The organism is Actinopolyspora sabaoui (assembly GCF_051225635.1).
Classification (GTDB): Bacteria; Actinomycetota; Actinomycetes; order Mycobacteriales; family Pseudonocardiaceae; genus Actinopolyspora.
This window is the reverse complement of sequence record NZ_JBMIHH010000004.1, coordinates 63,662-86,595: the sequence shown is the minus strand read 5'-3', so window position 1 is coordinate 86,595 and position 22,934 is coordinate 63,662. Positions and strand designations below refer to the sequence as shown.

Genomic DNA, 22,934 nt, shown 5'->3' with positions numbered 1-22,934 from the left:
CCGCCAGGATGCCCACCTCGGTGTTGGGGGGAAACCCGACCGTGGCCGGCTGCTGTCGGGTTTCTCAGTCGCGGAAAGCCCCGATGCGCAGGGTGCGCAACCGGTTGAGCGCGGCGGCGAGTTCGAAACGGCGGGGCACGGCGAAGTCGCCGACGTAGCGGTCGTCGACGGCGTGGATGCCGCGTTTAGCGACTTCGGCGTCGTAGGCGTCGAGCACCTCGTGCACGGTGCGGCTGCCGTCGAGCATGCCGGAGCGTGCGCAGGTGACCAGTGCCAGACCGATGCCGGTGACCTGGCTGGGGTCGACCAGCTGCTCCACGGCCCGCAGTTCCACGGTGGACTGTCCCAGTGTCAACGCGTCGGTGCCGCGGGAACGGACCTTCGGCCGGTCGGTCTCCACCGACTTGGGATCGGGCACTCGGGCGCGGGTGGCGGGGAACGTCTCGGCTTCCCGGTGCCGCCCGGTGGGGGTGGTGGCCAGGGCGCGGGCCCGTTCGGTGACCTCGTAGCAGCGGTAGGAGTCCAGCATCAGCACCCGGTCGGCGACGTCCATGTAGTCGCCGGAGCCGCCCATGACCATCACGGTGGACACGCCGTGGCGCTGGTACAGGGGGCGGATGAGGTCCAGGAACGGGGTCAGCGGCTCGGAGTCCTTGGCCACCAGTTCCTGCATCCGCGCGTCGCGGATCATCAGGTTGGTCGCGGCGGTGTCCTCGTCCAGCAGCAGCGCTTTCGAGCCCGCCTCCACGGCCTCGACGATCGACGCGGCCTGCGAAGTCGAGCCCGAGGCGTTGTCGGTGGAGAAGTCGCTGGTGTCCGATCCGCTGGGCAGGTGGCTGACGAAGGGGCTGACGTCGACGCGGTGCACACGCCTGCCGTCCTCGGCGCGGACCTTGACGGTGTCGGGGGTGCACACCACCAGTTCCCTACCGTCGCCGGGAACATGGTCGTAGATGCCGTGCTCCAGGGCGCGCAGCAGGGTGGATTTGCCGTGGAAACCACCGCCGACGATCAGGCTGATGCCTTCGGGGATGCCCATGCCGGACACGCGGCCCCGGTTGGGCAGGTCGAACTCCACCCGCAGTGATTGCGGGGAGGCGAAAGGTACCGCCTGCTGCAGCGGGCGGTCGTCGATGCCGCTGCGACGGGGAAGCACCGCGCCGTCGGCGACGAAGGCCACCAGGTTGTTCGGGGCAAGCTGCTGCCGCAGCGCGTCGGTGTCCTCGATGGAGTCGACGAACTCGCGCACCCGGTTCTGGTCGGCGGTGTGCCAGCGCAGCGCGGCCTCGACGGTGTCGGGCAGATCGCGGCACAGCGCCTGCTCGGCCTGCTTGCCGTCGATGCTGCGTCCCCGTCCGGGCATGTCGATGCCCAGCCGCAGGATCACGGTGCCGTCGACGATTTGGCAGGCGCTGCGGTCGAGGACCTGTTGCCTGCCCGCGTCGACGCTGAGTTTGCTGTCTTTGAGTCGGCGGTCCACCGCGCGGACCAGCACCCCGGCGAGCCCGCGGGCTCGGGCCGGGCTGGACCACAGGTCGTGGGGAAACCCGGCGTGTTCGGGGTTGACGCGGACTTCGCAGCGGCTGGCCGGGGCGTAGGGGTCGGGCTGGACCCGCTGTATCTGCAGGGTGAACCCGTCGAAGGACCAGGTGCCGGTCAGCGACTTGTAGCGCCCGTAGCTGGCGCCGTGCATCGATCTGAGTTGATCGCGCAGCCCCTGGGCGGTTCGGTTGGTCGGTTCGGCCGATTGGCCACGACCACTCGGGCCACGATTGTTACTCGCTCGTTGTGTCATCCCCTGATGGGTACCCCGAGCCGATGGTGAATATCCAATCGGGTCCTCCCCGGCGCGTGTGACGGGGTGTGAAACGTCGTTTTCGGTAGCCTCCCAGCCGGGTCACGGCAACACGTTGCGTGATTGAACGCCGGGTCGCCACCACCCGAATCACCGAGGAGGATCACCGTCGTGAGCGATGTCAGCTCCGCAGCCAACCGATCACGTCGACACCCCGGAACGAAACCGTCCCGCTGCGCCCGCCTGGCGAGTGTGCTCGCTGTCACCGTGGTGGGACTGACCATACCGGCCGCGGCGGCCACCCACACCCCCACTCCGCACGCCCGCGGCGCCACGGTTGCCGGTATGGACGTCAGCGGGCACCAGGGCGCGGTGAACTGGAACTCCGCCTGGCGCCAAGGCGCCCGGTTCAGCTACGTCAAAGCCACCGAAGGAACCGGATTCCGCAGCGCGAGCTTTTCGTCCCAGTACGAGGGGGCGCGGCGCGTGGGGATGCTGCGCGGGGCCTATCACTTCGCCCGCCCGGACCTGTCCGGCGCGGCCGAACAGGCCCGATTCTTCGTCGCCAACGGCGGCGGATGGTCCCCCGACGGGCGCACCCTGCCGGGAGCGCTGGACATCGAGTACAACCCGTACGGGCCCGACGACTGCTATGGGATCTCCCCCACCGCCATGTCCGACTGGATCGCCGAATTCAGCGACACCTACCGCGCGTTGACCGGGCGTTTCCCCGCCATCTACACCACCCGCCACTGGTGGAACACCTGCACCGCGGGCAACCAGGACTTCGCGGGCAACAATCCACTGTGGGTGGCCCGCTACGGCCCACGGGTGGGTGAGCTTCCCGCGGGCTGGGGCAGTCACGCGATCTGGCAGCACGACAGCCAGGGAACGTTTCCCGGTGACCAGAACCTGTTCAACGGCGACATGGCCGCGCTGAAACGGTTCGCCACCACAGCCCCGTGACACCTACGGGCCCGTGCGCCCCGCGGCACCGGCCCGTACCACCGAGCCCGGGGTGGGCACCGGCCCCCAGCCGGTGCCCACCCCGGTGGTCGCCGCTAGCCCAACATCTGTTCGGAAACCGCCCGGTCGGCGGCGATGGCCTCGAACAGCCGCGAGGCACGTTGCGAATCCCACCGCACCACCGACTGGCCGTTGAGCCTGCCGAACCCGGCGATGGGCACCGTGCCGGACAGCCCCTGACCGGAGGAAACGTCACCCATCGCCCCGGCCAGGCCCGCCAAGTGCCACACGTGATCACCGTTGTCGAGCAGGAACGTGTCCCCGGTCGCCGAGATCAACGGAAACACCCGGAACGGGTTGAGCAACGTCGCCGGACTGGTGGTCTTGTCGATCAACGCACCCAGCAGCCTGCGCTGGTTGCGCACCCGCTGCAGATCCCCCTCGGCGTAGGCACGACTGCGAACGAAACCCAACGCCTGCGACCCGTCGAGCTGTTGGCACCCGGCGGAGAGACTCACCCCCGCCTTGGGGTCGTTCAACGGCTGGTCCAGACACATCTCCACCCCGCCGACCGACTCGACCAGATTGGCGAAGCCCCCCAGGCCGATCTCGGCGTAGTGATCCATGTGCACCCCGGTGACCGTTTCCACCGTGCGCACCAACAACTGCGGCCCGCCGAACGAGAACGCCGCGTTGAGCTTGTTCCGCCCGTGCCCGGCGATGGGCACCGAGGAATCCCGCGGCAGACTGACCAGCACCGGCTTGCCCCCACCGGCGGGAATGTGCATCAGCATCATGGTGTCGGTGCGCCTGCCCCCGGCATCGCCGGCCGAGAGCTCCTCACGCCGCGACTCGTCGAGCCCTTCACGGCTGTCGGACCCCACCAGCAACCAGTTCGTGCCGGGAGTGTCCTCGACCCGCCCCGGATAGTCGGCCAACGCGTCGCTGCGTTGCAGCGAACTGTCGACATAGACCACCATCCCCACTAGCAGCAGCACCAGCAGCAGCAGCGTGATGCCGATCCCACGGCCCCACCGTCGCTTCTTCCGACGCTTCGGGGTCGAAGCCGCATCGGAATGCCCACGAGGCGACTGCCGCTGCCCCCGCGAGCCGCCCGCGCGGTAATAGTCGTATCCGCCCCGCTGCTGCCCAGGAGACGCCGAGCCTCGCCCGTTCGGCTGCTTCGCCGACCAATCGCTCATGCCCGGTAATTTATCCGCGCCCCCACCCGCACCGAAACGGGCCGTCACCCGACAAGCCCCCAGCCCCACCGGACATCACGAAACGCGATCGAGTCGACACCGAACGCCACCACCGGCCCTGTCGACTGTCCCAGCCCGACACCGAAAGGCATCATCAAGCCATGAACGCCGACGACCAGCCACACCACCCCAGGGAAAACACCGTCCTCGACGGCGTGCCCCGCGGTCTGCTCATCGACGGAACATGGCAGCCCGCCACCGCCGAACGCACCTTCGACGTCGAAGACCCCTCCACCACCACAACGCTGTGCGCCGTGCCCGATGCCACCGCCGACGACGCGCTACGCGCGCTCGACGCCGCCAACCGGGCCCAACCCTCCTGGGCGGGGCACCCACCCCGCCAACGCGGCGAGATCCTGCGGCGCGCCTTCGAAGAGATCACCAGCAAACACGAGGACCTGTCGCTGCTGATGACGCTGGAAATGGGCAAACCACTGGCCGAATCCCGCGCCGAAGTCACCTACGCCGCCGAATTCTTCCGCTGGTTCGCCGAAGAAGCCGTACGCATCGACGGCGACTACGCCGTCTCACCCAACGGCAGCGGGCGGATGCTGATCACACGACAACCGGTAGGACCATCGCTGATGGTCACCCCCTGGAACTTCCCCATGGCCATGGGAACCAGAAAAATCGGGCCCGCCGTGGCCGCGGGCTGCACCATGGTGATCAAACCCGCCCACCAGACACCACTGACCATGCTGGCGCTGGGCGAGATCCTCACCGAAGCCGGACTACCCCCCGGAGTGCTCAACATCATCACCGCCCGACACGCCGACGAGGTGATGCGCCCGCTGATCACCGACCCCCGCGCCCGCAAACTCACCTTCACCGGCTCCACCCCGGTGGGACGCGCCCTGATCGAACAATCCGCCCAGCAGGTACTCAAAACCTCCATGGAACTCGGCGGCAACGCTCCGTTCCTGGTCTTCGACGACGCCGACGTCGACGCCGCAGTCGACGGGGCCATGCTGGCCAAAATGCGCAACATCGGTGAAGCCTGCACCGCGGCCAACCGCTTCTACCTGCACCGCGACATCGCCGAGGAATTCACCGACAAACTCACCCGCCGCATGCGGGCACTGCGCCTGGGACGCGGCACGGGCGACAACGTCGAAGTCGGCCCACTGATCGACTCCACCCAACTCGACAAAGTCACCGAACTCGTCAACGACGCCGTCCAGCAAGGGGCGCGCATACTCACCGGCGGCAAAGCCGAAACCGGCCCCGGCTACTACTACCCACCCACAGTCCTGACCGACGTTCCCTCCAACGCCCGCCTGACCAGCGAAGAAGTGTTCGGGCCCGTAGCGCCGATCAGTACCTTCACCGACGAGGACGAAGCCATCACCGCGGCCAACAACACCGAGTTCGGGCTGGTCAGTTACGCCTACACCCGAGACATGCCGCGCGCGCTGCGCATCAGCGAAGCCCTGCAGACCGGCATGGTCGGCCTCAACCAGGGCGTGGTCTCCAACGCCGCCGCACCCTTCGGTGGGGTCAAACAATCCGGCATCGGCCGCGAAGGCGGCAAAATCGGCATCGACGAATACCTGGAAACCAAATACGTCGCCGTCGGCGGACTGTGAACCGACACAATCCGGCCCCGCGGGTGGCACCGTCCGTCACCGGGCACGGGCCGCCCCACGGGGCCGGGGTGATTACTGCTCGAGCGAAGCCGTCAACCGCTGCAACGCATCATTCATGTGCGCCTCCAACCGCGACAGCAACAACCGCTCGTCCCCGGCCTCGATCGCATCCACCAGCCCCTTGTGCTCGTCGACCAACGCCTGCGTATCCGTCGGATACGTGTCGACCAACGCAGCCAGACACATCCGCTTCTCCACCAACAACGTCTGCGCCATCCGCTGCAGCCGAGGACTACGAGAAGCCGCCACGAGCGTCTCGTGAAACTCCTGATCGGCCTCGGTGAGCCCGTCACGGTCATCCTTGGCCACGGCAGCGACCATCTTGGCGTGCGCCCCGGTCAACTCCGCCACCGCGTCCACCCGGTGATGCCGCACGATCTGCTCACACGCGCTGCGCTCGACCGCCAGCCGCGCCACATACACATCGTGGACGTCCTCGGGCTCCATCGTGGTCACGAACAGACCCCGGTGGGGTTCACTGTGCAGCAGTCCTTCCTGAACGAGGCGCTGCATCGCCTCCCGCAGCGGCCCACGGCTGACACCCAGCTGCGTGGCGAGATCGGCCTCACCCAACTGACTCCCCGGAGCCAACGAGCCATACATGATCGCCGAACGCAACTGATCGGCGACGATCGCCGCCGTGGACTTACGCTGAACCGGCTCCAACTCCCCGGCCTGGTTCTGTTCGTCGACTCCCAACATCTCGCACCCTCTCGTCATTCGAGGTCCCCACCCCTGACCGCGGGGGCGGGGCGGCTGCGGCACGCCGAGGACGCGCTCCCGGAAACAAGCCCGACCGGCCACCCGGCCGGAACCGAAACCCCGACCGAACAAGATCCGGTGAACACGCTTGACACACCACATCCGCATCCGAAACAGCGACGGCAACGACACCCGGACGCCAAAAACACAACCGCGCCCGTTTCACCGCTCCACGCAGGTCTCGGAACCATCGGCGTCTCGGTGACGGGCGATCCCCGCTCGTCACCAGCAGCTCGGGTAGGCGTGCCACCGACAGCGCATTCGCGCTCGCGGTACGCGCCACCGAAAACTCCCTTCACGTGTGCGCGCTCCGAGGAGCGCGCACCAAGGCGCCGACCATCACAACTCAAGACGCCGATTGTTGACAATGCTACCCCCTAGGTCACCGGGGCCCTAACCACGAAGCGCACCCACCCCGCACCGAAAAAACCGAACGTGACCAGCTACCCCACAACCCGTCACGAAACGCTCCACAACCGGACGCACCGCCCCCCACCATCACCGAGTGCCACAAACCACACCCCACCACCCCGACAACCGCCACGCACCAACACCGGCCAGGCACCACCGAAAACCCGAAACCGAACAAACCACCACAAAATCCGCACGAATTCGCTCTCCGCACAACACCGACCGGTGCCACACCGGTCCCCACCCGTGACACGGTGTGCCGGTGACGAACGAACGGATCGAGGTTTCGGTACAAGCCACGCCAGAACAGACAGCCACATGGACACAACTGGCACATCGCTGCGAAACCCTCGGAATCCGAGCACTACTGGCAGCCGACCACCCAGGTGTCGGCGCATCACCGTTCGTGGCCCTGGCCGCGGCGGCCGCGGCCACCTCGACACTGCGACTGGGAACCTACGTCCTCAACACCGGCGTGCGCGACCCGCTGCTGATCGCCGCCGACGCGGCCACCCTGGACGTGGTCTCCGGCGGGCGTGCCGAAATCGGCCTCGGAGCCGGACACACCCCCGCCGAATGGGAAATGACCGGCCACTCCCGCCCCTCCCCGGCCGCGCGGGTGCACCGGTTGAGCACGGTGGCCACGGCCGTACGCCGGCTGCTCGACGGTGCCACCGTGCCCGCCGACGACCTGGGGGCGCTGCGCGACGTGTCCCTGCAAGCACCCCGCCCGATCCAGCGACGAATGCCGCTGTTGGTCGGCGGCGCGAACCCGGACCTGCTGCGCTGGGGCGGGGCGAACGCCGACGCCGTCGGACTGTCAGGGCTTGGCCGCACCCTGCCCGACGGGCACTCCCACACCGTGTCCTGGTCCGGCCAACGCGTGGACACACACGTCGAACAGATCCACCACGGCGCACAGGCCGCGGGCACACACCCACCCGCCGTGGAGGCCCTCGTGCAGCAGGTCGTGCTCACCGACGACCGCCACGCCGCCGCCACACCCCTGGCCGAACAGCTCGACACGCCGGTCGAAGACATTCTGGACGTGCCCTACCTCTGGATCGGCACCACCAGTGAAATCATCGAACAGCTGCACACCGCCCGCCACCGGTGGGGCATCACCCGCTGGGTCATCCGCGGCGACTCCCTCGAGCACGCCGCGCCCGTCCTCAACAGACTGTGAAACACCCACCGACGTTCCTTCCCGGCCGCACGTGCGGCGGACCGCTTCGAGAGCGATACGACAGCCCGACAAAAACGGTTTGCCCGAGCGCACGGCAGACGACCATCGTCTCAGGACATGGACCGCAACGCCGGCATGATCGTGATGCACGCGACTCGTGCCCGCCCCCGGCGCGCGGTCGCCCTCGGCGCGCTCGGCATCGCCACGTCCGGGATCTTCATCGACCTGTCCGGCACCTCCCCGGGCACCGCGACGTTCTTCCGGTGCGCGCTCGCGTTGCCGCTGCTGTGGCCACTGGCCCGCGACGAACGGCGCCGGACGGGTGGGCTGTCGTGGCGCGAGAGCCTCGTCGCGGCAGCGGCAGGAGTGCTCTTCGCCGCCGACGCGATGTTGTGGACCCAGGCGATCCTCGAGGTCGGTGCCGGGTTGACCGCGGTGCTGGTCAACGCGCAGGTGATCATCGTTCCGCTGCTGAGTTCACTCGTCGACCGCGAGCGGCTACGGCGCTCCTTCCCCGCTGTCGTTGCCTGCATGGCCACGGGCATCGTGCTCACCGGGGGCGTTGTCGGGACCGGAGTCTCCGGCGAGGCTCCAGTGTGGGGAACGGTTCATGCCGTGCTCGCCGCGTTGTGCTACTCGGGGTTTCTGTTCCTGCTGCGCCGCGGCGGACGGACCGAAGGAGTGGTGCAGTCCTACCGCGGCGTGCTCATCTCGGCAGCCGTCGTCTCGATGGTCGGTGGAATGCTGTGGCAGGGCATGACGGTCAACCCCGGCTGGGTGGCACTGGGATGGCTGGCCTTGACCGCGGTGTGCGGCCAGCTCGGCGGCTGGCTGTTGGTCGCCCTGGCGACCTTCCGGCTGAGCAGCACGGTGAGCTCGGCTCTGCTCATGCTGACCCCGGTCGGTGCTCTCGTGCTGGCCGCTGTGGTTCTCGGCGAGCGGCCCACGCTCCCGCAGCTGCTCGGATGCGCCCTGATACTCGCCAGTGCCTACGCCGCATCCGCGCCCGGCTCGTTGCACCACCGCTGCACCAGCACCGGCGGGAAACCGCGTGACAACCATCGCCGCGCCGGTCGGGTTCGACGGCCGAACCGAAACAACCTTCCCTGAAGAGCGGCCGCACAGTGACGGATCTCGTGCCGGTGCGAGAGCGAGAATCCGTCCGCGCCAGACGTTGCCGACGCGAGGCAGAGACCCCGCCCACTGCCGGGATTCGGCAGTGGGCGGGCGAGATCATTCGAATGTGATGTCGGACTGGTCGTAGAGACAGTTCGCCCCCGGCCCGCTACCGACCTCTTCGGGCTCGCCGGAGTCCTCGGTGCCCTCGTACCAGGAGCAGATTCCCATCCCGGAGTCACCGACGATCGTGATGTCGGAGAACTCGGCGGTGTCGCCGTAGTTGATATTGACCCCGGCCAGTGTGTCGCCGGGAGCCGTGGCGGTCACGTTGTCGATGATCACGTGGCGATCGGTCTGATCACTGCAGTTGCCGCAGGAACGGTACAACTTGCCGAAGTCCTCGACCTGGAAGTCGCTGATCGTCATGGTTCCCGCACCGTTGGCCTGAAACACCTTGTCCTCGGCGTACTGGGCACCGCCGCCCTGCACGGTCATCGTGGCCGAGGCGTCGTCGGCGTCGAACGTCGCGGCGTCCTCACCGACGTCCTCCCACCACACGTTGCGCAGTGTGCAGGAACCCTCGCAGTGGATCCCGTCGGCGGCCGGGGCGCCGATGATGACGTTTTGCAGCGTGGCCCCGTCGGCGAGTTCGAAGATCGGCGGCTGCCCCTCGTCCTGGCCACCACCGCCGAGGTCCCCTTCGCCATAGTACCGGGTCAGACCACCGTCCATCGTGCCCTCGACAGTGATCGTGGCATCAACGGCCTGCTCGCCCTGGGCATCCGGCACGGGCACTTCGGCATGCCCGTACGGAACCGCCACCATCATTCCCAGCACCGTCAACGCGGACAACGTCGCCAGGTACAGACTTTTCCGAATTCGGGACGAAATACCTGTCAACAAAGCTCTTACCTTTTCCTGTCGGGAAAGAAAACGCTTTCCCGATCAGGCTAGGCCGGATCCGATCCCTGTCACAGTGCCCGATCTTCCCCGTCGACTACTCCGAACACCGCCCACGTTCTGGTACCCGCGGTCCTCATCCGGGCGACCGGCAACCACCGTCGACGCGGGCAACCAGCCCTGCCGTCGGTCACCGTCGAGATCTGGGCAGTCACCGACAGCACACGTACAGTGTGCCCGGCAAGATCACCCGACATCGAACGCGAGCACCCCATGGACGAGACAACAGCGGAACTCAACGGGGACCGCCCGAACTCAGCCCGGCTCTACGACGTGTTCCTCGGCGGCAACCACAACACCGAAGCCGACCGGCAACTGGCCGCACGCATCAAGAGATCAGCCCCCCGCTGGTCACTGGGCGCGCAACTCAACCGCTCCTTCCTGCGCTGCGCCGTGCACTACATGGCCGCGCAGGGAATCGACCAGTTCCTCGATCTCGGCTCAGGCATCCCCACCGTGGGCAACGTCCACGAAATCGCGGCACAGCACAACCAGCGAGCACGAGTCGTCTACGTCGACTACGAAACTATCGCCTACAACACATCCCGCGCCGAACTGGCCGACAACCCCAACGTCACGATCCTGCACGCCGACCTGCGAGATCCCCGGTCGGTCCTCGACCACCCCGAAACCCGCGAACTGCTGGACTTCTCCCGCCCCGTCGGGCTCCTCCTCGTCGGTGTGCTGCTGTTCATCGGCCCGCAGCACCGGCCCGGTGACATCATCGCCACCTACCGCGAGCGACTCAGCTCCGGAAGCTACCTGGCGATCTCGCAAGCCAGCGACGACGACCTGCCCGCCGACCTCCGGACCGAGATCGACCAAGTCGTGGCCTCCTACGAACACGCCGACGAACAACTCGTGCTACGCACCCACGACGAAATCGCAGGCTGGTTCTCCGGAACCGAGCTGGTCCCGCCCGGACTCGTGCACTACCCCGACTGGAGTCCCGCTCAACAAGCCCTGAGCGAGCAGCAGCGCAGCTGCCGATACGGATACGTCGGAGTTGGACGCGTGCCCTGAAACCGACCTCACCCAGGCTGACCCCGACGGGCGCGCCGCGACTGCCGAAGTTGACCGAGCGCGCCCACCACGATCATCAGCAACACCGGCACATAGGCCAACCGATAGGACGGGCCCGCCGCCAGCCCTTCGGTCATCCGCAGGAGCCCACCCACGGCGAGCTGGATCAGCACAGCGGCGGTGAAGCCCCCCATGTTCGCGGTGCCCACCGCCAGCCCCGAGCGGTGTGCCGCGTTGACCGTTCTGGCCCCGTCGAAAGCCAGCATCGCCGCTCCGCCGCCGATCCCGATCAGCACCAGCAGCACCGCCAACAGCGCGACGGGCAGCACACCGGGCCAGCCGATCACGGTCAGCCACACCACGGCCAACAACAGCGACAACCCCAGCACGAACCGTTCCCGACGGGCCGGACGCCCCGCCACGAACTGCCCACACGCCCAGCCCCCCACCAGGAACCCCGCCACGCACAACAGCACCCAGTTGCCGGCGGCAGTCGCACCGTAGCCCTGCGCCCGCATCAACCACGGCGGCCCCCACAGCACCGTCACCGCCACGAACTGCCCCATCATTACGAAGTGCACCCAGAACGAGTGCCAGGTCCCCGGCACGGATACCACCGTCCGTAATGCCGTGCCCACCGGTTCCGGTTTCGAGCTGCCCAAGGAGCGGTCCACGGCACCACCGGGTTCCGTGCCGCCCGGGCGGTCCCGCACCACCCTCCAGGCCAACACCGCCAGCACCGCGGTCAACGCAGCCGCCCCCAGAAACGTGGCCAGCCACCCCAGTACGCGTAGCGAACCGGCCAGCGGAGCGGTGGCCGCCACCTGCCCCACGCCGCCGACGACCCCGGTCAACGCCGCGATTCTGCCGAACCTCTCGGCCGGGAACCAGTGCGCGGCCAGCCGCAGGACGTTGGTGAACAGGAACGCGTCACCGAGACCGATCAGCGCCCGCCCGGCCAGCCCACCCAGTAGGGACGCGCTGACCGCGAACACCGCCGATCCCGCGGCCAGCGCCAACGTGGCCACCGTGATCAGCCGTCGGGGACCGATCCGGTCGGCCAGGACGCCCGCCGGAATCTGTAACGCCAGATAGATTCCCAACTGCAGGGCCGACAGCACCGACAACGCCGCTGGGCCCGCTGCGAATCGCTCCAACGCCGCGTCGGCGGCCACGGCCAGGCTCGCCCGGTGAAACAGCGCCACGAAATAACACGCGGCCGCCACCGACCACACGAGCCAGGCCCGTCGTGAGGCCGCCGCCGGGACAGGGTCCGTGACCGAGGATTCCGAAGGGCCGATCGTGACGCGCACACCCACCTCCAAACTTGTATGCATCTTAGATACAAGCCGGGTGGAAGTAGAATGACACCGTGTCGAACACAACACCCTCGGAGACGGCCCCGACCACCTCCGGCGCCCGGCAGCGGCAACCCGCCACGGACCGCGCCTACCGGCACGTTAAATCAAAACTTCTGGACGGCAGCCACCCCGACGGGCACCTGCTGTCCGAAGGGGAGATCGCCCAAACCCTGGGCATGTCACGCACCCCCGTGCGGGAAGCCTTCCTGCGACTGCAGAGCGAGGGATTCCTGCGGCTGTACCCCAAACGGGGCGCCATGGTCGTACCGATCACCCCAGCCGAAGCGCATTCGTTGCTGGAAGCCCGCCTCGCACTGGAAAGCTTCGCGATCGACAAACTCGCCGCCCTCGGCGAACAGCACCTCGCCACAGTCGGACGACGACTACTCGACCATCCCGCCTGCGACCCAGGCGAACTCACCGACGCCGAAATGCACGAGGCCGACCGCGACTTCCACGCCCAGCTGGTCACCGCCGCCGACAGCCCCGTGGTCACCGACCTCTACAGCGCGCTCCGCGACCGCCAGCTGCGCATCACAGTCACCGCCCGCACTCACGAATCCTCTCGGCGCACCACGGTCACCGAACAGCACAACGCGCTGGCCGCCGCGCTGCACGCCGGGGACACGGCACTGGCCAAACGCAGGTTGCGCGAGCATCTGGCCCACACCATGCGCGCCATCGGTCTCAGCGAAGACCTTCCACACGTGGAGCCGTGAGCCGCCCGGCGGCTACCGCCCCCCCGTTCACGAGCCGGCGACGCGGCGAGCACATCGACCGGGAACCGGCAGCTCGCGGACCGGTCGACGTTCCGGTGCGTATCGGGCCGGGGGTCACGTGCCGGGCGCGCCTTCGAGAACGAAGGCACTCCCGGCACGCCGATTCACCCCGCCCGTGGCCCGCGCGGAAACAACGGTTTGCCCTCTCGGCGGTGGGAGAAGCCTGAATCGCGCGAGGACCGCGGCGGCCGCGCCGACAGCAGCACCGCGCAGCTGATCACCAGCGTCACGACCACGAAAACGGTGACGCCGACCTCGAGGAGAATCCAGATGGGCATGGTCACCTCCCGTGACTGGCCTCATCCACGGTGCGGTTCCTGGCCCGCAGACTGGCCACCGTCACCACCACGAGGATGAGCACGATCACCGCCAGCGAGACCGGGGTGGCGATCTCGGGAACGGCGGGCCAGATCCCGTGCGCCCAGTGCAGCATCAGCTTCACACCGATGAACGCCAGGATCAGCGCCAGTCCGTGGTTGAGATACACCAGTTTACTCAGCACCGAACTCAGTACGAAATACAACGCCCGCAGCCCCAGCAGCGCGAAAGCGTTGGTGGTGAACACCAGGTAGGGGTCCTCGGTGATGCCGTACACGGCGGGCACGGAATCCACGGCGAAGACCACGTCGGTGGCGAACACCGCCACCACCACCACGGCCATCGGTGTCAACGCACGACGGCCCGCCTGCCGCACCGTCAGGCGCGCGCCGTGGTAGTCCTCGGTGACGGGCATCAACCGGCGCAGTAACCGCACCGAACGCATCTGCGACACGTCACGTTCGACGGACTCACCGCCGAGCGCCTCACGCAGAATCTTTACCGCGGTCACGAACAGAATCGCCCCGAACACCAGAAAAGCCCAGGTGCCCGCCTGCAGCAGCGCGGCTCCCATCGCGATGAACACACCCCGCAGCACCAGCGCACCCACGATGCCGTACAGCAGCACACGTTGCACCAGTGCCGTGGGAACCGCGAAAGCGGTCAGCAGCAGCATGAACACGAAGAGGTTGTCCACCGACAGGGACTTCTCCACCACGAACCCGGCGAAGAACTCCAGGGCCTGATCGGTGCCGAACCACCACCACAGGCCGAGTCCGAACACCAGCGGCAGCGCGAGGTAGAACACCGACCAGCCGACCGCCTCCCGCAATGACACCTCGTGCGGGCGGTGGGTGACCGCGAAATCGGCGATCAACAGGGCCAGCAGCACACCGATACTGATCGCCCACAACCACGGCGTGCCCACCGACTGCGGGCCCGCGGCGATCATCAGGGGGGCATCCGACATTCGAGACCTCCCGAACAACGTCGTTCGAGGTCTCCTTCACCCCGAGGACGGGGCCGCTTCCCGGGGACACCGTGTTGATGTCCGTACTGACCGGGTCAACGCGAGGAAGTACTCCCCTCCTGATGAAGTATAGGAGACGATTTGTCCGTCCCGGCAACTCGGTGTTCTTTTGTCCGTTTTGGCTGAGTTTGTTTCGTTCGACACTGAAGAGGCAGTATGCGATTAGGCCTAGTTCTCCCGAAGCTCCCGCGAGCCGCAAAATAGTGGGTGATTGATCCTGATCGCCCGATCGTGTTGCTGGTGGTTGCGCTAGCGTCCGGGCGTGCGTCAGAGATGAGAGCCGGACGAGCTGGTCGATCTGTGGACGTTGGTCGGTGAGGACTGGCGTCTGGTGGGTAACAACTCGGATGCCACTCGGCTCGGGTTCGCGTGCCTGTTGAAGTTCTTCGAGATCGAGGCCAACTACGCAGCCGTCTCAGCTGAGGATCCCTCGCCGTACGTACGCAGAGGGTTCCGCAATTGACGGGCGGTCACGTGCCCCGGGGCGCGAGCACGGTGGGGCGGTACTCGACCAGCTGGATGCGGCCGTCGAAGGTCCGGTGCTCGATCATCTCGAGGACGACGTCCGGGTAGCCGTCGTAGATGCGTTCCGCGCCCGTGGCGCCGGTGATCACCGGGAACATGACCACCCGGAAGCGGTCGACGAGTCCGGCCCGTAGCAGGGACCGGCACAGGCTGAGGCTACCGATCGTGCTGAGGAGCCCCGAGCCGTTCTCCTTCATTGCGCGGACCGTCTCGACGGCGTCGTCGCGGACGAGTGTGGAGTTAGCCCACGTCAGTGGCTCCTCCAGCGAGGAGGAGAACACCACCTTGGACGCTTGCGTGAGCTCGTCGACGGACGCCTCTTCTTCGGCCCTGAACTCGTCTAGGCCCTCCGGGACCTCGCCGACGGCGAAGCCTGACATCTGGCGGTAGGTGTTCGCTCCCATCAGATAAGTGACCTCGGGCTGCTCGCCGGTCCAACCGAGATATTCGGGTCCCTCCATCCCCCACCATCCTGGCCAGCCCTCTCCTGATGCGTTGCCGTCGAGGGAGGTGATGAAGTCGACGAGAAGCTCTGACATGGTCGTGTGCCCTTTCCGTGCTGTCGGTGGCCGCCGGATGCGTCATGGCACCCGGCTGTACAAGGTTGGACGGGTGGCGAGTCCAGAACTCATCGGTTCGCGAGATCCGAGCTGCACCGTCGTAGCCTTACCTTGTGCTCAGGCTCGGGTTTCCCGTGATCGGCATGGCCGACCTGGATCGCGCTGTCAACTTCTGGACGTGAAGATGTCAACCTCGACTGACCCCGGAGTGACGGCCTGAGATGGACCCGCGCGAGCTCTGGTCAGACTGACGGTTGTTGGTCGAGCAGCCCGACGGGGTCGGTGCTGTAGGCGACCATCCAGCTGGGGTCGATGCGATACCACACGTTCTCGTCCCAGAACGGATCGTCGCCGTCGCCGTCGTAGTGGTTGACGAGGTAGTCGCGGACGGTCGGCCAAGTCGGGTCGCTGCTCATCCCCTCGGGGTTCAGCGCAACGGCGTGTCCATGCGTGAAAATGCCGAGCTGCTCGCCGCGCATGAAGGTCGCGCTGATGCCGGGCCGCGCCGCGAGATGACGGGCTTTAGCGGCCTGGCGGTGGGTGCCGACGATCCAACGGCCGTGCAGGAGGTGCCCGTCGGCGCCGCTGATGCGTGGCTCACCGCGCCGGGTGACTGTGGCGATGGCCAGGGTGCACATGCCTTGGCAAACTTGGACAACCTGCTCGGCGTCCAAGGTGCTTTCACCTGGACGGATGATTGATTTGAGGTGGCTGCTGGAGCCGGCCCAAGACGTGTCGAGCAGGACTTGAAGGCTGTGGAGCTCGTCGGGAGTTTCGAACATTGGGCTAGTTAATCAGCTCCCACCGACAAAAGCGCCTGTTCGCCGTATCCCGGCCGACCATCTATCGCACGCTGCAGCGAGGCTCGACTTCAGGCGGGCGCAGCTGATCACCGTCTACTTTGCGGCTGACCGTAGCAACCGGAGAACAGGGCACAACACCCGACTGCGGCGGAGATGGTGAGCGAGCAGCGGTTTGTCGGGAAACCCCGGACAGCGCCCGTGGGTGAGACGCAGCCGGGCCGGGGAGTCAGTCTCGCCGTCGGCGCCGCAGCAGCCACACGATCGTCGTTCCCGCGACGATGAAAATCCCCGCGCCCGCGCCCAGTTTGCCGTACGGAACCGGGCTGACCACGTGCGGACCGGCTGGTTCCGCCTCGCGAATGCGCTCTTCGGTCCAGTACTCGCCGGTGCTTCGTGGCTGGGTCTCGTGCCTGCCGTTGTTTCGCGGCTGGAGGCGGTGCGAGATCGTTTCCTCGTCTTCCCCACCCCGTTCGAGGAGCTTGGGGGCCAGGAAGAGCGCCGCGATCAGTGCGAGTCCGATGACGGCAACTCCGGCGACCAACCAGGTGGTGCGTGCCCGCGTCGCCATGGGACTTTTCCTCTTCGCGGCTGGTGGAGCGTGCCTGAAGAACTGACGCTATCCGTCGCGGTTGTTTTTGTACACGTGGCCGCATCGGCGGGCGCACGTATCCCTCGCCCCAAGGGCACGCTGTCCGCCGTGAACTCGCCGACCGCGGCACCGAGATTTTTCAGCACGTACGGATGGTGGAGCGGACGGCCTCGGGGATCGGGGTGGAACCGGTGTTGAGTTCGAGGATCCGCCGACCGAAACCCGGTTCGCGGAGCAGCTCCGCGAGTGTCGCGGCGACGTCGTCACGAGCTATCCGGTCGTGGAACTCCGCCGGGCCGAGTGAGACAGTTCCGCTCCCCGGCTCGTCGAGCAGGAGCGCGGGACGCAGGATCAGCCAATCCAGCTCGCTGCGGGAGAGCGCGATGTCGGCGTTCTTCTTCACGGCGAAGTAATACTCCACGTCCTCGCCCAGGTCCCGTTCCCGCCAGGATTCCGGGAGTACGGACACCAGCGCGAAGCGGTCCACCCTCGCCGTGCGAGCGGCGCTCATGGCTTTTTCGACTCCCTCGCCGTCGATCGTCTTCGTGACCTCTGTGGCGCCACCGTTCGACCCGGCGCTGAACACTATGGCGTCGGCGTCAGCGTCGGAGAATGCTCTTGCCAGTTCTTCCTCGAACATGCTCGCGAGGTCCCCGACCGTCGCGTTCACGCCCTGCCCCAACAACTCGGCCCGCTGCTCGTCCCTGCGTACGAGACCGTGCACGTTGACATCGCGAGAAAGCAGCTCTCGCGTGAGCGAACCGCCGACTCCTCCGGTGATGCCGATGATGAAGACGTTCATACCTGACTTGCTCCGTTCTCTCCAACGCACGGCGCAGTCGCCGTCGCGTCGTCGAACTCGTCCATTTTCTCGGGGCTCCAGCGCGTGACGTAGAACTTCAGGCGCACGACGTCGGAAAAGCTCGCTCCGGCACCGCTCAGTCCGAGCGAGGTGTTGCGCAGGGCCTGCGCGAGTTGCCTGGTGAGATCGCCCGGGGCGATGGGATTCGCCCTGGCGTCGCGGGCGATCTGGCCCGCGACGTGGATCTGGCGTGTTCCCGTGCCGATCGCGACGTGGTGGTACGGCACGGGCCGCATCATGTCCTCGGGACTTCGAAGTCGCACGGTCATGAGAGAGCTCCTCGGCTTGTCCGTTGCAGGTATCTCATGTGTACTTGGTACCTTCAGGTAACTTCAACGAGACCAGGTATCATGACCGAAACCCCACAGCTCACAGCGGCGCATCGCGAGCTGATCGACCAAGTGCTCGACAAATGGTCGCTCCAGGTACTCGAAGCGCTGTGCGAAAAGCCCTCGCGATTCAACGAGCTACGCCACGCGATCCCCGCTGTGACACAAAAGTCACTCACCGCGACGCTGCGACGCCTCGAACGCAACGGGATGGTCGAGCGTGTGATCATCAGTTCTCGACCGATCGCGGTCGAATACCGCATCACCTCGCTGGGCGAGACCCTCGAAGATCTAATCGACGCACTCCTGCGCTGGAGCACCGTCAACATGCCCGCCGTCCAGCGCGCACGCGCACGATTCGACGACCAAGCACACCCCGGCGGCACCCCGTCGTGAGACGGCTCGGGCTCCCGTGGGAATGACTGTTGCCACCTCTTCGCAACCAAACGTGAAACGTTTTGCCACTTCCAGCGACCGGAAGGGGTTCGAGATGGTGGGAACCCAGCCGCGTCGAGACCCTCGGTTGTCCGCTGCGGCGGCATCCGCGATGAGTTGCGCCGGGACGTCGAACAAGCCCACTGGAAACCCCAGAAGGTGTCGATCGCCCTGCTCCAGCACAACAGATCGCCCTGCTTGGTTTGCGGCTGCTTGGATAGCTCGATGAGGTGTTCCGGGGAGCGGCCGAGCCGATCGACCTTGGTCACTACGAGCTGATCGCCGACGCGGTTGGCCGTCAGCAGAGCCTTGTCCAGTTCGGGGCGACGCGCGAGCGTGCCGGAGGTCTTGCCGCCGAACACGTCACACAACCGGCCGCGATCAAGGCATCGTACCGGGCTTCGGGGTACTGGGCGCGGGTGGAGACGCGTCCGTAGCCGACTCGCATGACGCGGGCCGCATCGCGAACCCCCGACAGTGCGTCCTTGGCGCGGTCACGGGTTTGTGCTACACAGCCGCCACAGGAAAACGTGAGCGCCCGGAGGGTGTCTCGTGAACACACGTCACGAGACACCCTCGAAGAACAGAGCGCTGTGCGGAAAGGAGGTATAGCGACTGATCGCAGAGGCGATCAGAACAAGCTGGTGATGAGGCTGTAGCAGGTCGCCAGGATCGCGGCGAGACCGAGGGCGGCGAGGATGTTGTGCCACCAGCGGTTGCGCAGGTCGCCCATGAGTCCGCGCTTGTTGGCCATGATCACTAGCAGGATGCCGAGCAGGGGCGCGACCACGACGGTGAGCGCCTGCGCGATGATGATCAGCTGGATGGGCGAGTCGCCGAGCACGGCGGCGATGATCGCGCCGAAGGCCAACACTGCGAGGACACCTAGACGGACGCGGGGTGAGGAGAGTCGGTTGCCCCCTCCGAGTCCATCGCACAGCAGGGTGCCGCCGGCGGTGGCGTTGGCCAGCATCGAGGAGAACGCCGCTCCGAAAAAGCCCAGGGCGAAGATGGTTCGTCCGATGTCACCGGCGATCGGTTCGAGCACACCGGCCAGATCAGCGAGTCCGGCGCCCTGTTGACCACCGAGTACGGCACTCGAGGCGATGATGACCAGCACGGTCATAATTCCGGGTGCGACGATGCCGGGAAGGGTGTCGGCCAGGGTCGTTTCGCGGTACTGCTCGCGGCGCAGGCCGCGTTCCCGGGAAGCGTATCCGGTGTAGAACGCGGCGTTGATGGAAAAGTTCGTCCCGACCAGCGCAACCAGCAGCAGCCCGGAGCTCGGCGGGATGGTCGGCAGCAACCCGGCGGCCGCGCCGCTCCAGTCCGGGCGGCTGAGCACGGCTGTGATGGCGAAGCACACCGCCATGGTCGCTACCATGACCAGAAGCACTTTTTCGATCATGCCGTAGAGTCCGCGGGCGAACAGCACGATGGCGACCACGGTGGTGCACGTGAGGGTCCACCACACCGGGGAACCGCCGAGAACCAAGGAGAGGCCAAGCCCGGCCCCGACGGCGTTTCCGACGGAAAACATCAGGGCGATGGCAAAGACCCCGAGGCCCGCGGCTCCACCGAGAGCGCGCCCCAGGCTCCGTTTGACGGTTTCGACGAGCGAGCCGCGTGAGACGAGCGCGATGCGCACGCTCATGTCCGTAAACCCGATCATCAACACGGTCGAGACGATGATGACCCAGATCAGGGAGTAGCCGAAGCGGCTGCCTGCCTGCACCGCCGAGGTGAGGTTACCGGGGCCGAACTGCCATGCTCCGGCTACGAAAGCGGGCCCCATGAGGGTTAGTAGCCGTACGATCCGGGCCATGCGGCCCGAACGTGGGGTGGGTGGTGGCTCAGTAGGACGGTAGGAGCGGGATGTGCCATCGGTTCCGCTCATGTGGTGGGCAGGCACTGCGTCGGGCATGTGGATCGTTCCTCGCCCTCCGCGGTCGTCGCGGAGTTCGGTGGGACTTCATTGTCACCGGGCCAAAACGCCCACGAGGGCGCGACCCTGGGCCCGGACGGCGCAGCACCTCCGCCCGGGCCGCTCCGCCCGTGATGGATCGGCAGGAGCCAGACAGACCTTCGCGACGGTGCCGTCAGAGCAGTTCGGCCCGCTTCAACGCGAGGGCGATCTCCTCCCCGGCCTCGGCCGGCAGGTCGATCAAGGGGGAGCGCACGGTGGCCGAGGGCAGTAACCCACGGGCCTTGAGACCGAGTTTGAGCGCGACCGTGCCTTCCATGTGGGAGCCGCGGTGATAGACGGCCTTGGTCACCGGCAGCAGGCGGTCGTGCAACGCGCGGGCCGCATGGTAGTCGCCGGCCTTGCCGGCGGCGATGAGCTCGATCAGCGGTTCCGGGGCCAGGCCACCGTAGCCGACCAGCGCCCCGTCGACGTCGAACATGGTGTGCAGCAAGTACTCGTCGTGGCAGGTGAGAATCTGTAAGTCGGGCTGTGCGGTGCGCAGCACCGGGATCTCGGTGTCCCACCGGCGCATGTTGCGCACCCCGTTCTTGGTGGCAAACACCCCCGGCTGCGCGGCGATCTCCAGCTGCGTGGGCAGGTCGTAGCTGGCCTTGGTGTTGTCGGGATACTGGAACAGGATCAGCGGCAACCCGGACTCCTCGTGGATAGCCCGGTAGCGCTCCTGCGGGGCACCTGCCTGAAACCCGAACCGCAACCACCCGTGCGACGGGTAGACCAAGCCAGCGGCGGCCCCGGCCTCCATGGCCCGCACGGCCTCTGCGGCGGCCACGGCCGTGCCCTCGCCAGTAATGCCGGCGACGATCGGTACTGCCCCGTCGACCGCCTGGACCAGAGTGCGGATCGTGGCGACCTGCTCGTCTTGGGTGAGAAACGTGCCCTCACCAGCGTGGCCCAGGCACACCAGGCCCTTGACCCCGTCAAACCCGGCCAGCCACGAACCGTAGCGGGCCAGGGCGGCGTGGTCAACCGCCCCGTCGGAGGTGAACGGGGTGACGGGCGCGGGCACCAGCCCACAGAGATCGAGAGTCATGCGTGGAACCCCTTTGGGAACGATTGCGGGAACGTTCCCGTACACTGTCGGGCATGTTCGCCCCTCCGTCAATACCTCGCTCTCCCGGCTTTTCCGGCCCGGTAACCTCAGAGCCGTGGTGACCATCCTGGACGTCGCCCGGGCCGCCGGCGTGAGCAAGTCGACGGTTTCGCGGGTGCTCGACGAACGCCTGCCTCGCTCCAACAGCTCGACAGCCGAACGCGTCCGCCAGGCCGCCGCCGAACTCGGCTACGTCCGCAACTCCCTGGCCTCCGGACTGCGACGAACCGGCACCAACACGGTCGGGGTGGTGGTGCCGCGACTGACCGACACGGTCATGGCCATGCTCTACGAAGAAGTCGCCGCAGCAGCAGCCGAGCGGGGAATCTCCGCTCTCGTGGCCACCACCCAGGATCAGCCCGAGGCCGAGCACGTCGCCGTCGACAACCTGGTGCAACGACAGGTCGACGGGCTCATCCTCACCACCGCGCGCACTCCCACATCACCCTCCCACCACCCCGCAAATCCCCCCGTGTCGTACGCGCTGGCCCTCCGCACCGACGAAGTCAGCCCCTCGTCGATCGGCGACGACCACCTCGGCGGGCACCTCGCCACGCGGCACCTGATCGACCTGGGGCACCGGCGAATCGGGCTGGTCAGCGGCCCCGACTACGCCTCCAGCGCCCAAGGCCGCCGCGACGGCTACCGTCAGGCCCTCACCGAAGCCGGAATCATCGTCGACGAGGCCCTCATCGAAGGCAACTCGTTCTCGATCGACGCCGGCGAAACCGCAGGGCGGGCACTGCTGAACAAACCCGACCGCCCCACCGCGATCTTCGCCGTCAACGACAACACTGCAATCGGCGTCATGGCCGCCGCGCACACACTCGGTCTGCGCATCCCCGAGGACCTCTCCCTCGTGGGCTACAACGACATCCCCATCGTCAGCCGACTACCGGTTCCGCTGACCACCGTGCGCGTGCCATTCGACCAGATCGCCGCTGGCGCACTCGACCTGCTGCTCGACCACAACGCCTCCGCCGCGCGCACTCTGATCGCCACACCGACCCTCCTCCCCCGACGCTCAACCGTCCCACCCCCACAGCAACCAGGAGCGGTATAAACCCCTCCACACCCACTCCCCTCCGCAACGCTCGTGCCGGAGGGGGCTCTTCGACAACGCACCACGCGGCCAC

The 22,934-nt window shown here is 67.1% G+C and carries 22 protein-coding genes and 2 pseudogenes; 9 read left to right on the top strand and 15 right to left on the bottom strand.

Going from position 1 to position 22,934, the window contains the following annotated elements; all coding sequences use genetic code 11:
- Nucleotides 1-64: 64 nt before the first annotated feature.
- Nucleotides 65-1,795 (bottom strand): ABC-ATPase domain-containing protein, encoded by a 1,731-nt coding sequence (locus ACOQFL_RS07950; RefSeq protein WP_435543454.1) that lies wholly within the window; start codon nucleotides 1,793-1,795, stop codon nucleotides 65-67.
- A 171-nt stretch (nucleotides 1,796-1,966) separates the two neighbouring features.
- Between ACOQFL_RS07950 and ACOQFL_RS07945 the strand changes: the two genes are divergently transcribed.
- Nucleotides 1,967-2,761, top strand: a complete 795-nt coding sequence (locus ACOQFL_RS07945) for a lysozyme (protein WP_435543453.1) — start codon at nucleotides 1,967-1,969, stop codon at nucleotides 2,759-2,761.
- A gap of 95 nt (nucleotides 2,762-2,856) precedes the next feature.
- On the opposite strand, the gene ACOQFL_RS07940 is transcribed toward ACOQFL_RS07945, so the two are convergent.
- Nucleotides 2,857-3,963, bottom strand: coding sequence for an LCP family protein (locus tag ACOQFL_RS07940; protein WP_435543452.1), 1,107 nt, complete (start codon nucleotides 3,961-3,963; stop codon nucleotides 2,857-2,859).
- 161 nt (nucleotides 3,964-4,124) lie between these two features.
- On the opposite strand from ACOQFL_RS07940, the gene ACOQFL_RS07935 reads away from it, so the two are divergent.
- Entirely contained in the window at nucleotides 4,125-5,609 is a 1,485-nt protein-coding gene (locus ACOQFL_RS07935) for an NAD-dependent succinate-semialdehyde dehydrogenase (RefSeq protein ID WP_435543451.1), read from the top strand.
- A gap of 72 nt (nucleotides 5,610-5,681) precedes the next feature.
- Here the strand turns inward: ACOQFL_RS07935 and ACOQFL_RS07930 are convergent, their stop codons facing one another.
- The gene (locus ACOQFL_RS07930) at nucleotides 5,682-6,371 is read right to left on the bottom strand and encodes a GntR family transcriptional regulator (protein ID WP_435543826.1); all 690 of its coding nucleotides are present in this window, start codon (nucleotides 6,369-6,371) and stop codon (nucleotides 5,682-5,684) included.
- A gap of 733 nt (nucleotides 6,372-7,104) precedes the next feature.
- Between ACOQFL_RS07930 and ACOQFL_RS07925 the strand changes: the two genes are divergently transcribed.
- On the top strand, nucleotides 7,105-8,028 hold the full coding sequence (locus ACOQFL_RS07925; protein WP_435543450.1) for an LLM class flavin-dependent oxidoreductase: 924 nt from the start codon (nucleotides 7,105-7,107) through the stop codon (nucleotides 8,026-8,028).
- A gap of 117 nt (nucleotides 8,029-8,145) precedes the next feature.
- A complete protein-coding gene (locus ACOQFL_RS07920; protein ID WP_435543449.1) occupies nucleotides 8,146-9,138 on the top strand; it encodes a DMT family transporter in 993 nt (330 codons plus the stop codon).
- A gap of 123 nt (nucleotides 9,139-9,261) precedes the next feature.
- Here ACOQFL_RS07920 and ACOQFL_RS07915 read toward each other — a convergent pair whose 3' ends face one another.
- Nucleotides 9,262-9,975 carry a pectate lyase gene (locus ACOQFL_RS07915; protein WP_435543825.1) on the bottom strand — a complete coding sequence of 238 codons (714 nt, stop codon included), beginning with the start codon at nucleotides 9,973-9,975 and terminating at the stop codon, nucleotides 9,262-9,264.
- A gap of 345 nt (nucleotides 9,976-10,320) precedes the next feature.
- Between ACOQFL_RS07915 and ACOQFL_RS07910 the strand changes: the two genes are divergently transcribed.
- Entirely contained in the window at nucleotides 10,321-11,130 is an 810-nt protein-coding gene (locus tag ACOQFL_RS07910; RefSeq protein ID WP_435543448.1) for an SAM-dependent methyltransferase, read from the top strand.
- A gap of 8 nt (nucleotides 11,131-11,138) precedes the next feature.
- Here the strand turns inward: ACOQFL_RS07910 and ACOQFL_RS07905 are convergent, their stop codons facing one another.
- A complete protein-coding gene (locus tag ACOQFL_RS07905; RefSeq protein ID WP_435543447.1) occupies nucleotides 11,139-12,443 on the bottom strand; it encodes an MFS transporter in 1,305 nt (434 codons plus the stop codon).
- A gap of 59 nt (nucleotides 12,444-12,502) precedes the next feature.
- Between ACOQFL_RS07905 and ACOQFL_RS07900 the strand changes: the two genes are divergently transcribed.
- On the top strand, nucleotides 12,503-13,210 hold the full coding sequence (locus tag ACOQFL_RS07900; protein ID WP_435543446.1) for a GntR family transcriptional regulator: 708 nt from the start codon (nucleotides 12,503-12,505) through the stop codon (nucleotides 13,208-13,210).
- 164 nt (nucleotides 13,211-13,374) lie between these two features.
- On the opposite strand, the gene ACOQFL_RS07895 is transcribed toward ACOQFL_RS07900, so the two are convergent.
- Both ACOQFL_RS07895 and ACOQFL_RS07890 read right to left on the bottom strand, forming a co-directional pair.
- The gene (locus tag ACOQFL_RS07895; protein ID WP_435543445.1) at nucleotides 13,375-13,548 is read right to left on the bottom strand and encodes a hypothetical protein; all 174 of its coding nucleotides are present in this window, start codon (nucleotides 13,546-13,548) and stop codon (nucleotides 13,375-13,377) included.
- 2 nt (nucleotides 13,549-13,550) lie between these two features.
- The gene (locus tag ACOQFL_RS07890) at nucleotides 13,551-14,558 is read right to left on the bottom strand and encodes a TerC/Alx family metal homeostasis membrane protein (RefSeq protein WP_435543444.1); all 1,008 of its coding nucleotides are present in this window, start codon (nucleotides 14,556-14,558) and stop codon (nucleotides 13,551-13,553) included.
- A gap of 391 nt (nucleotides 14,559-14,949) precedes the next feature.
- Here ACOQFL_RS07890 and ACOQFL_RS07885 point away from each other — a divergent pair, with 391 nt between their 5' ends.
- Nucleotides 14,950-15,081 (top strand): hypothetical protein, encoded by a 132-nt coding sequence (locus ACOQFL_RS07885; RefSeq protein ID WP_435543443.1) that lies wholly within the window; start codon nucleotides 14,950-14,952, stop codon nucleotides 15,079-15,081.
- A 7-nt stretch (nucleotides 15,082-15,088) separates the two neighbouring features.
- Here ACOQFL_RS07885 and ACOQFL_RS07880 read toward each other — a convergent pair whose 3' ends face one another.
- From ACOQFL_RS07880 to ACOQFL_RS07860, 5 genes and pseudogenes are all read right to left on the bottom strand, one after another.
- Nucleotides 15,089-15,682 carry a dihydrofolate reductase family protein gene (locus tag ACOQFL_RS07880; RefSeq protein WP_435543442.1) on the bottom strand — a complete coding sequence of 198 codons (594 nt, stop codon included), beginning with the start codon at nucleotides 15,680-15,682 and terminating at the stop codon, nucleotides 15,089-15,091.
- 263 nt (nucleotides 15,683-15,945) lie between these two features.
- Nucleotides 15,946-16,485, bottom strand: a complete 540-nt coding sequence (locus ACOQFL_RS07875) for a pyridoxamine 5'-phosphate oxidase family protein (RefSeq protein ID WP_435543441.1) — start codon at nucleotides 16,483-16,485, stop codon at nucleotides 15,946-15,948.
- 247 nt (nucleotides 16,486-16,732) lie between these two features.
- Complete coding sequence (locus ACOQFL_RS07870; protein ID WP_435543440.1) at nucleotides 16,733-17,074, bottom strand: hypothetical protein; 342 nt, start codon at nucleotides 17,072-17,074, stop codon at nucleotides 16,733-16,735.
- A 160-nt stretch (nucleotides 17,075-17,234) separates the two neighbouring features.
- Nucleotides 17,235-17,897: an SDR family oxidoreductase gene (locus ACOQFL_RS07865; RefSeq protein ID WP_435543439.1), complete on the bottom strand. Its 663-nt coding sequence runs from the start codon at nucleotides 17,895-17,897 to the stop codon at nucleotides 17,235-17,237.
- 53 nt (nucleotides 17,898-17,950) lie between these two features.
- Nucleotides 17,951-18,226 (bottom strand): annotated as a pseudogene (locus ACOQFL_RS07860) (Rid family hydrolase); the annotation flags it as partial.
- 81 nt (nucleotides 18,227-18,307) lie between these two features.
- On the opposite strand from ACOQFL_RS07860, the gene ACOQFL_RS07855 reads away from it, so the two are divergent.
- Nucleotides 18,308-18,682 (top strand): winged helix-turn-helix transcriptional regulator, encoded by a 375-nt coding sequence (locus ACOQFL_RS07855; protein WP_435543438.1) that lies wholly within the window; start codon nucleotides 18,308-18,310, stop codon nucleotides 18,680-18,682.
- 260 nt (nucleotides 18,683-18,942) lie between these two features.
- On the opposite strand, the pseudogene ACOQFL_RS07850 reads toward ACOQFL_RS07855, so the two are convergent.
- From ACOQFL_RS07850 to ACOQFL_RS07840, 3 genes and pseudogenes are all read right to left on the bottom strand, one after another.
- Nucleotides 18,943-19,083 (bottom strand): annotated as a pseudogene (locus tag ACOQFL_RS07850) (recombinase family protein); the annotation flags it as partial.
- A gap of 269 nt (nucleotides 19,084-19,352) precedes the next feature.
- Nucleotides 19,353-20,546 (bottom strand): Nramp family divalent metal transporter, encoded by a 1,194-nt coding sequence (locus tag ACOQFL_RS07845; protein WP_435543437.1) that lies wholly within the window; start codon nucleotides 20,544-20,546, stop codon nucleotides 19,353-19,355.
- A 274-nt stretch (nucleotides 20,547-20,820) separates the two neighbouring features.
- Nucleotides 20,821-21,738, bottom strand: coding sequence for a dihydrodipicolinate synthase family protein (locus ACOQFL_RS07840; protein ID WP_435543824.1), 918 nt, complete (start codon nucleotides 21,736-21,738; stop codon nucleotides 20,821-20,823).
- A 115-nt stretch (nucleotides 21,739-21,853) separates the two neighbouring features.
- Here ACOQFL_RS07840 and ACOQFL_RS07835 point away from each other — a divergent pair, with 115 nt between their 5' ends.
- Complete coding sequence (locus ACOQFL_RS07835; RefSeq protein ID WP_435543436.1) at nucleotides 21,854-22,861, top strand: LacI family DNA-binding transcriptional regulator; 1,008 nt, start codon at nucleotides 21,854-21,856, stop codon at nucleotides 22,859-22,861.
- Nucleotides 22,862-22,934: the final 73 nt, after the last annotated feature.

What these genes read in the sequence shown, in the direction of transcription:
- ACOQFL_RS07950 (WP_435543454.1), bottom strand. Translation starts at nt 1,795, where the DNA reads ATGACACAACGAGCGAGTAACAATCGTGGCCCGAGTGGTCGTGGCCAA.
- ACOQFL_RS07940 (WP_435543452.1), bottom strand. Translation starts at nt 3,963, where the DNA reads ATGAGCGATTGGTCGGCGAAGCAGCCGAACGGGCGAGGCTCGGCGTCT.
- ACOQFL_RS07935 (WP_435543451.1), top strand. Translation starts at nt 4,125, where the DNA reads ATGAACGCCGACGACCAGCCACACCACCCCAGGGAAAACACCGTCCTC.
- ACOQFL_RS07930 (WP_435543826.1), bottom strand. Translation starts at nt 6,371, where the DNA reads ATGTTGGGAGTCGACGAACAGAACCAGGCCGGGGAGTTGGAGCCGGTT.
- ACOQFL_RS07920 (WP_435543449.1), top strand. Translation starts at nt 8,146, where the DNA reads ATGGACCGCAACGCCGGCATGATCGTGATGCACGCGACTCGTGCCCGC.
- ACOQFL_RS07915 (WP_435543825.1), bottom strand. Translation starts at nt 9,975, where the DNA reads ATGATGGTGGCGGTTCCGTACGGGCATGCCGAAGTGCCCGTGCCGGAT.
- ACOQFL_RS07910 (WP_435543448.1), top strand. Translation starts at nt 10,321, where the DNA reads ATGGACGAGACAACAGCGGAACTCAACGGGGACCGCCCGAACTCAGCC.
- ACOQFL_RS07895 (WP_435543445.1), bottom strand. Translation starts at nt 13,548, where the DNA reads ATGCCCATCTGGATTCTCCTCGAGGTCGGCGTCACCGTTTTCGTGGTC.
- ACOQFL_RS07890 (WP_435543444.1), bottom strand. Translation starts at nt 14,558, where the DNA reads ATGTCGGATGCCCCCCTGATGATCGCCGCGGGCCCGCAGTCGGTGGGC.
- ACOQFL_RS07880 (WP_435543442.1), bottom strand. Translation starts at nt 15,682, where the DNA reads ATGTCAGAGCTTCTCGTCGACTTCATCACCTCCCTCGACGGCAACGCA.
- ACOQFL_RS07875 (WP_435543441.1), bottom strand. Translation starts at nt 16,485, where the DNA reads ATGTTCGAAACTCCCGACGAGCTCCACAGCCTTCAAGTCCTGCTCGAC.
- ACOQFL_RS07870 (WP_435543440.1), bottom strand. Translation starts at nt 17,074, where the DNA reads ATGGCGACGCGGGCACGCACCACCTGGTTGGTCGCCGGAGTTGCCGTC.
- ACOQFL_RS07865 (WP_435543439.1), bottom strand. Translation starts at nt 17,897, where the DNA reads ATGAACGTCTTCATCATCGGCATCACCGGAGGAGTCGGCGGTTCGCTC.
- ACOQFL_RS07855 (WP_435543438.1), top strand. Translation starts at nt 18,308, where the DNA reads ATGACCGAAACCCCACAGCTCACAGCGGCGCATCGCGAGCTGATCGAC.
- ACOQFL_RS07845 (WP_435543437.1), bottom strand. Translation starts at nt 20,546, where the DNA reads ATGGCCCGGATCGTACGGCTACTAACCCTCATGGGGCCCGCTTTCGTA.
- ACOQFL_RS07840 (WP_435543824.1), bottom strand. Translation starts at nt 21,738, where the DNA reads ATGACTCTCGATCTCTGTGGGCTGGTGCCCGCGCCCGTCACCCCGTTC.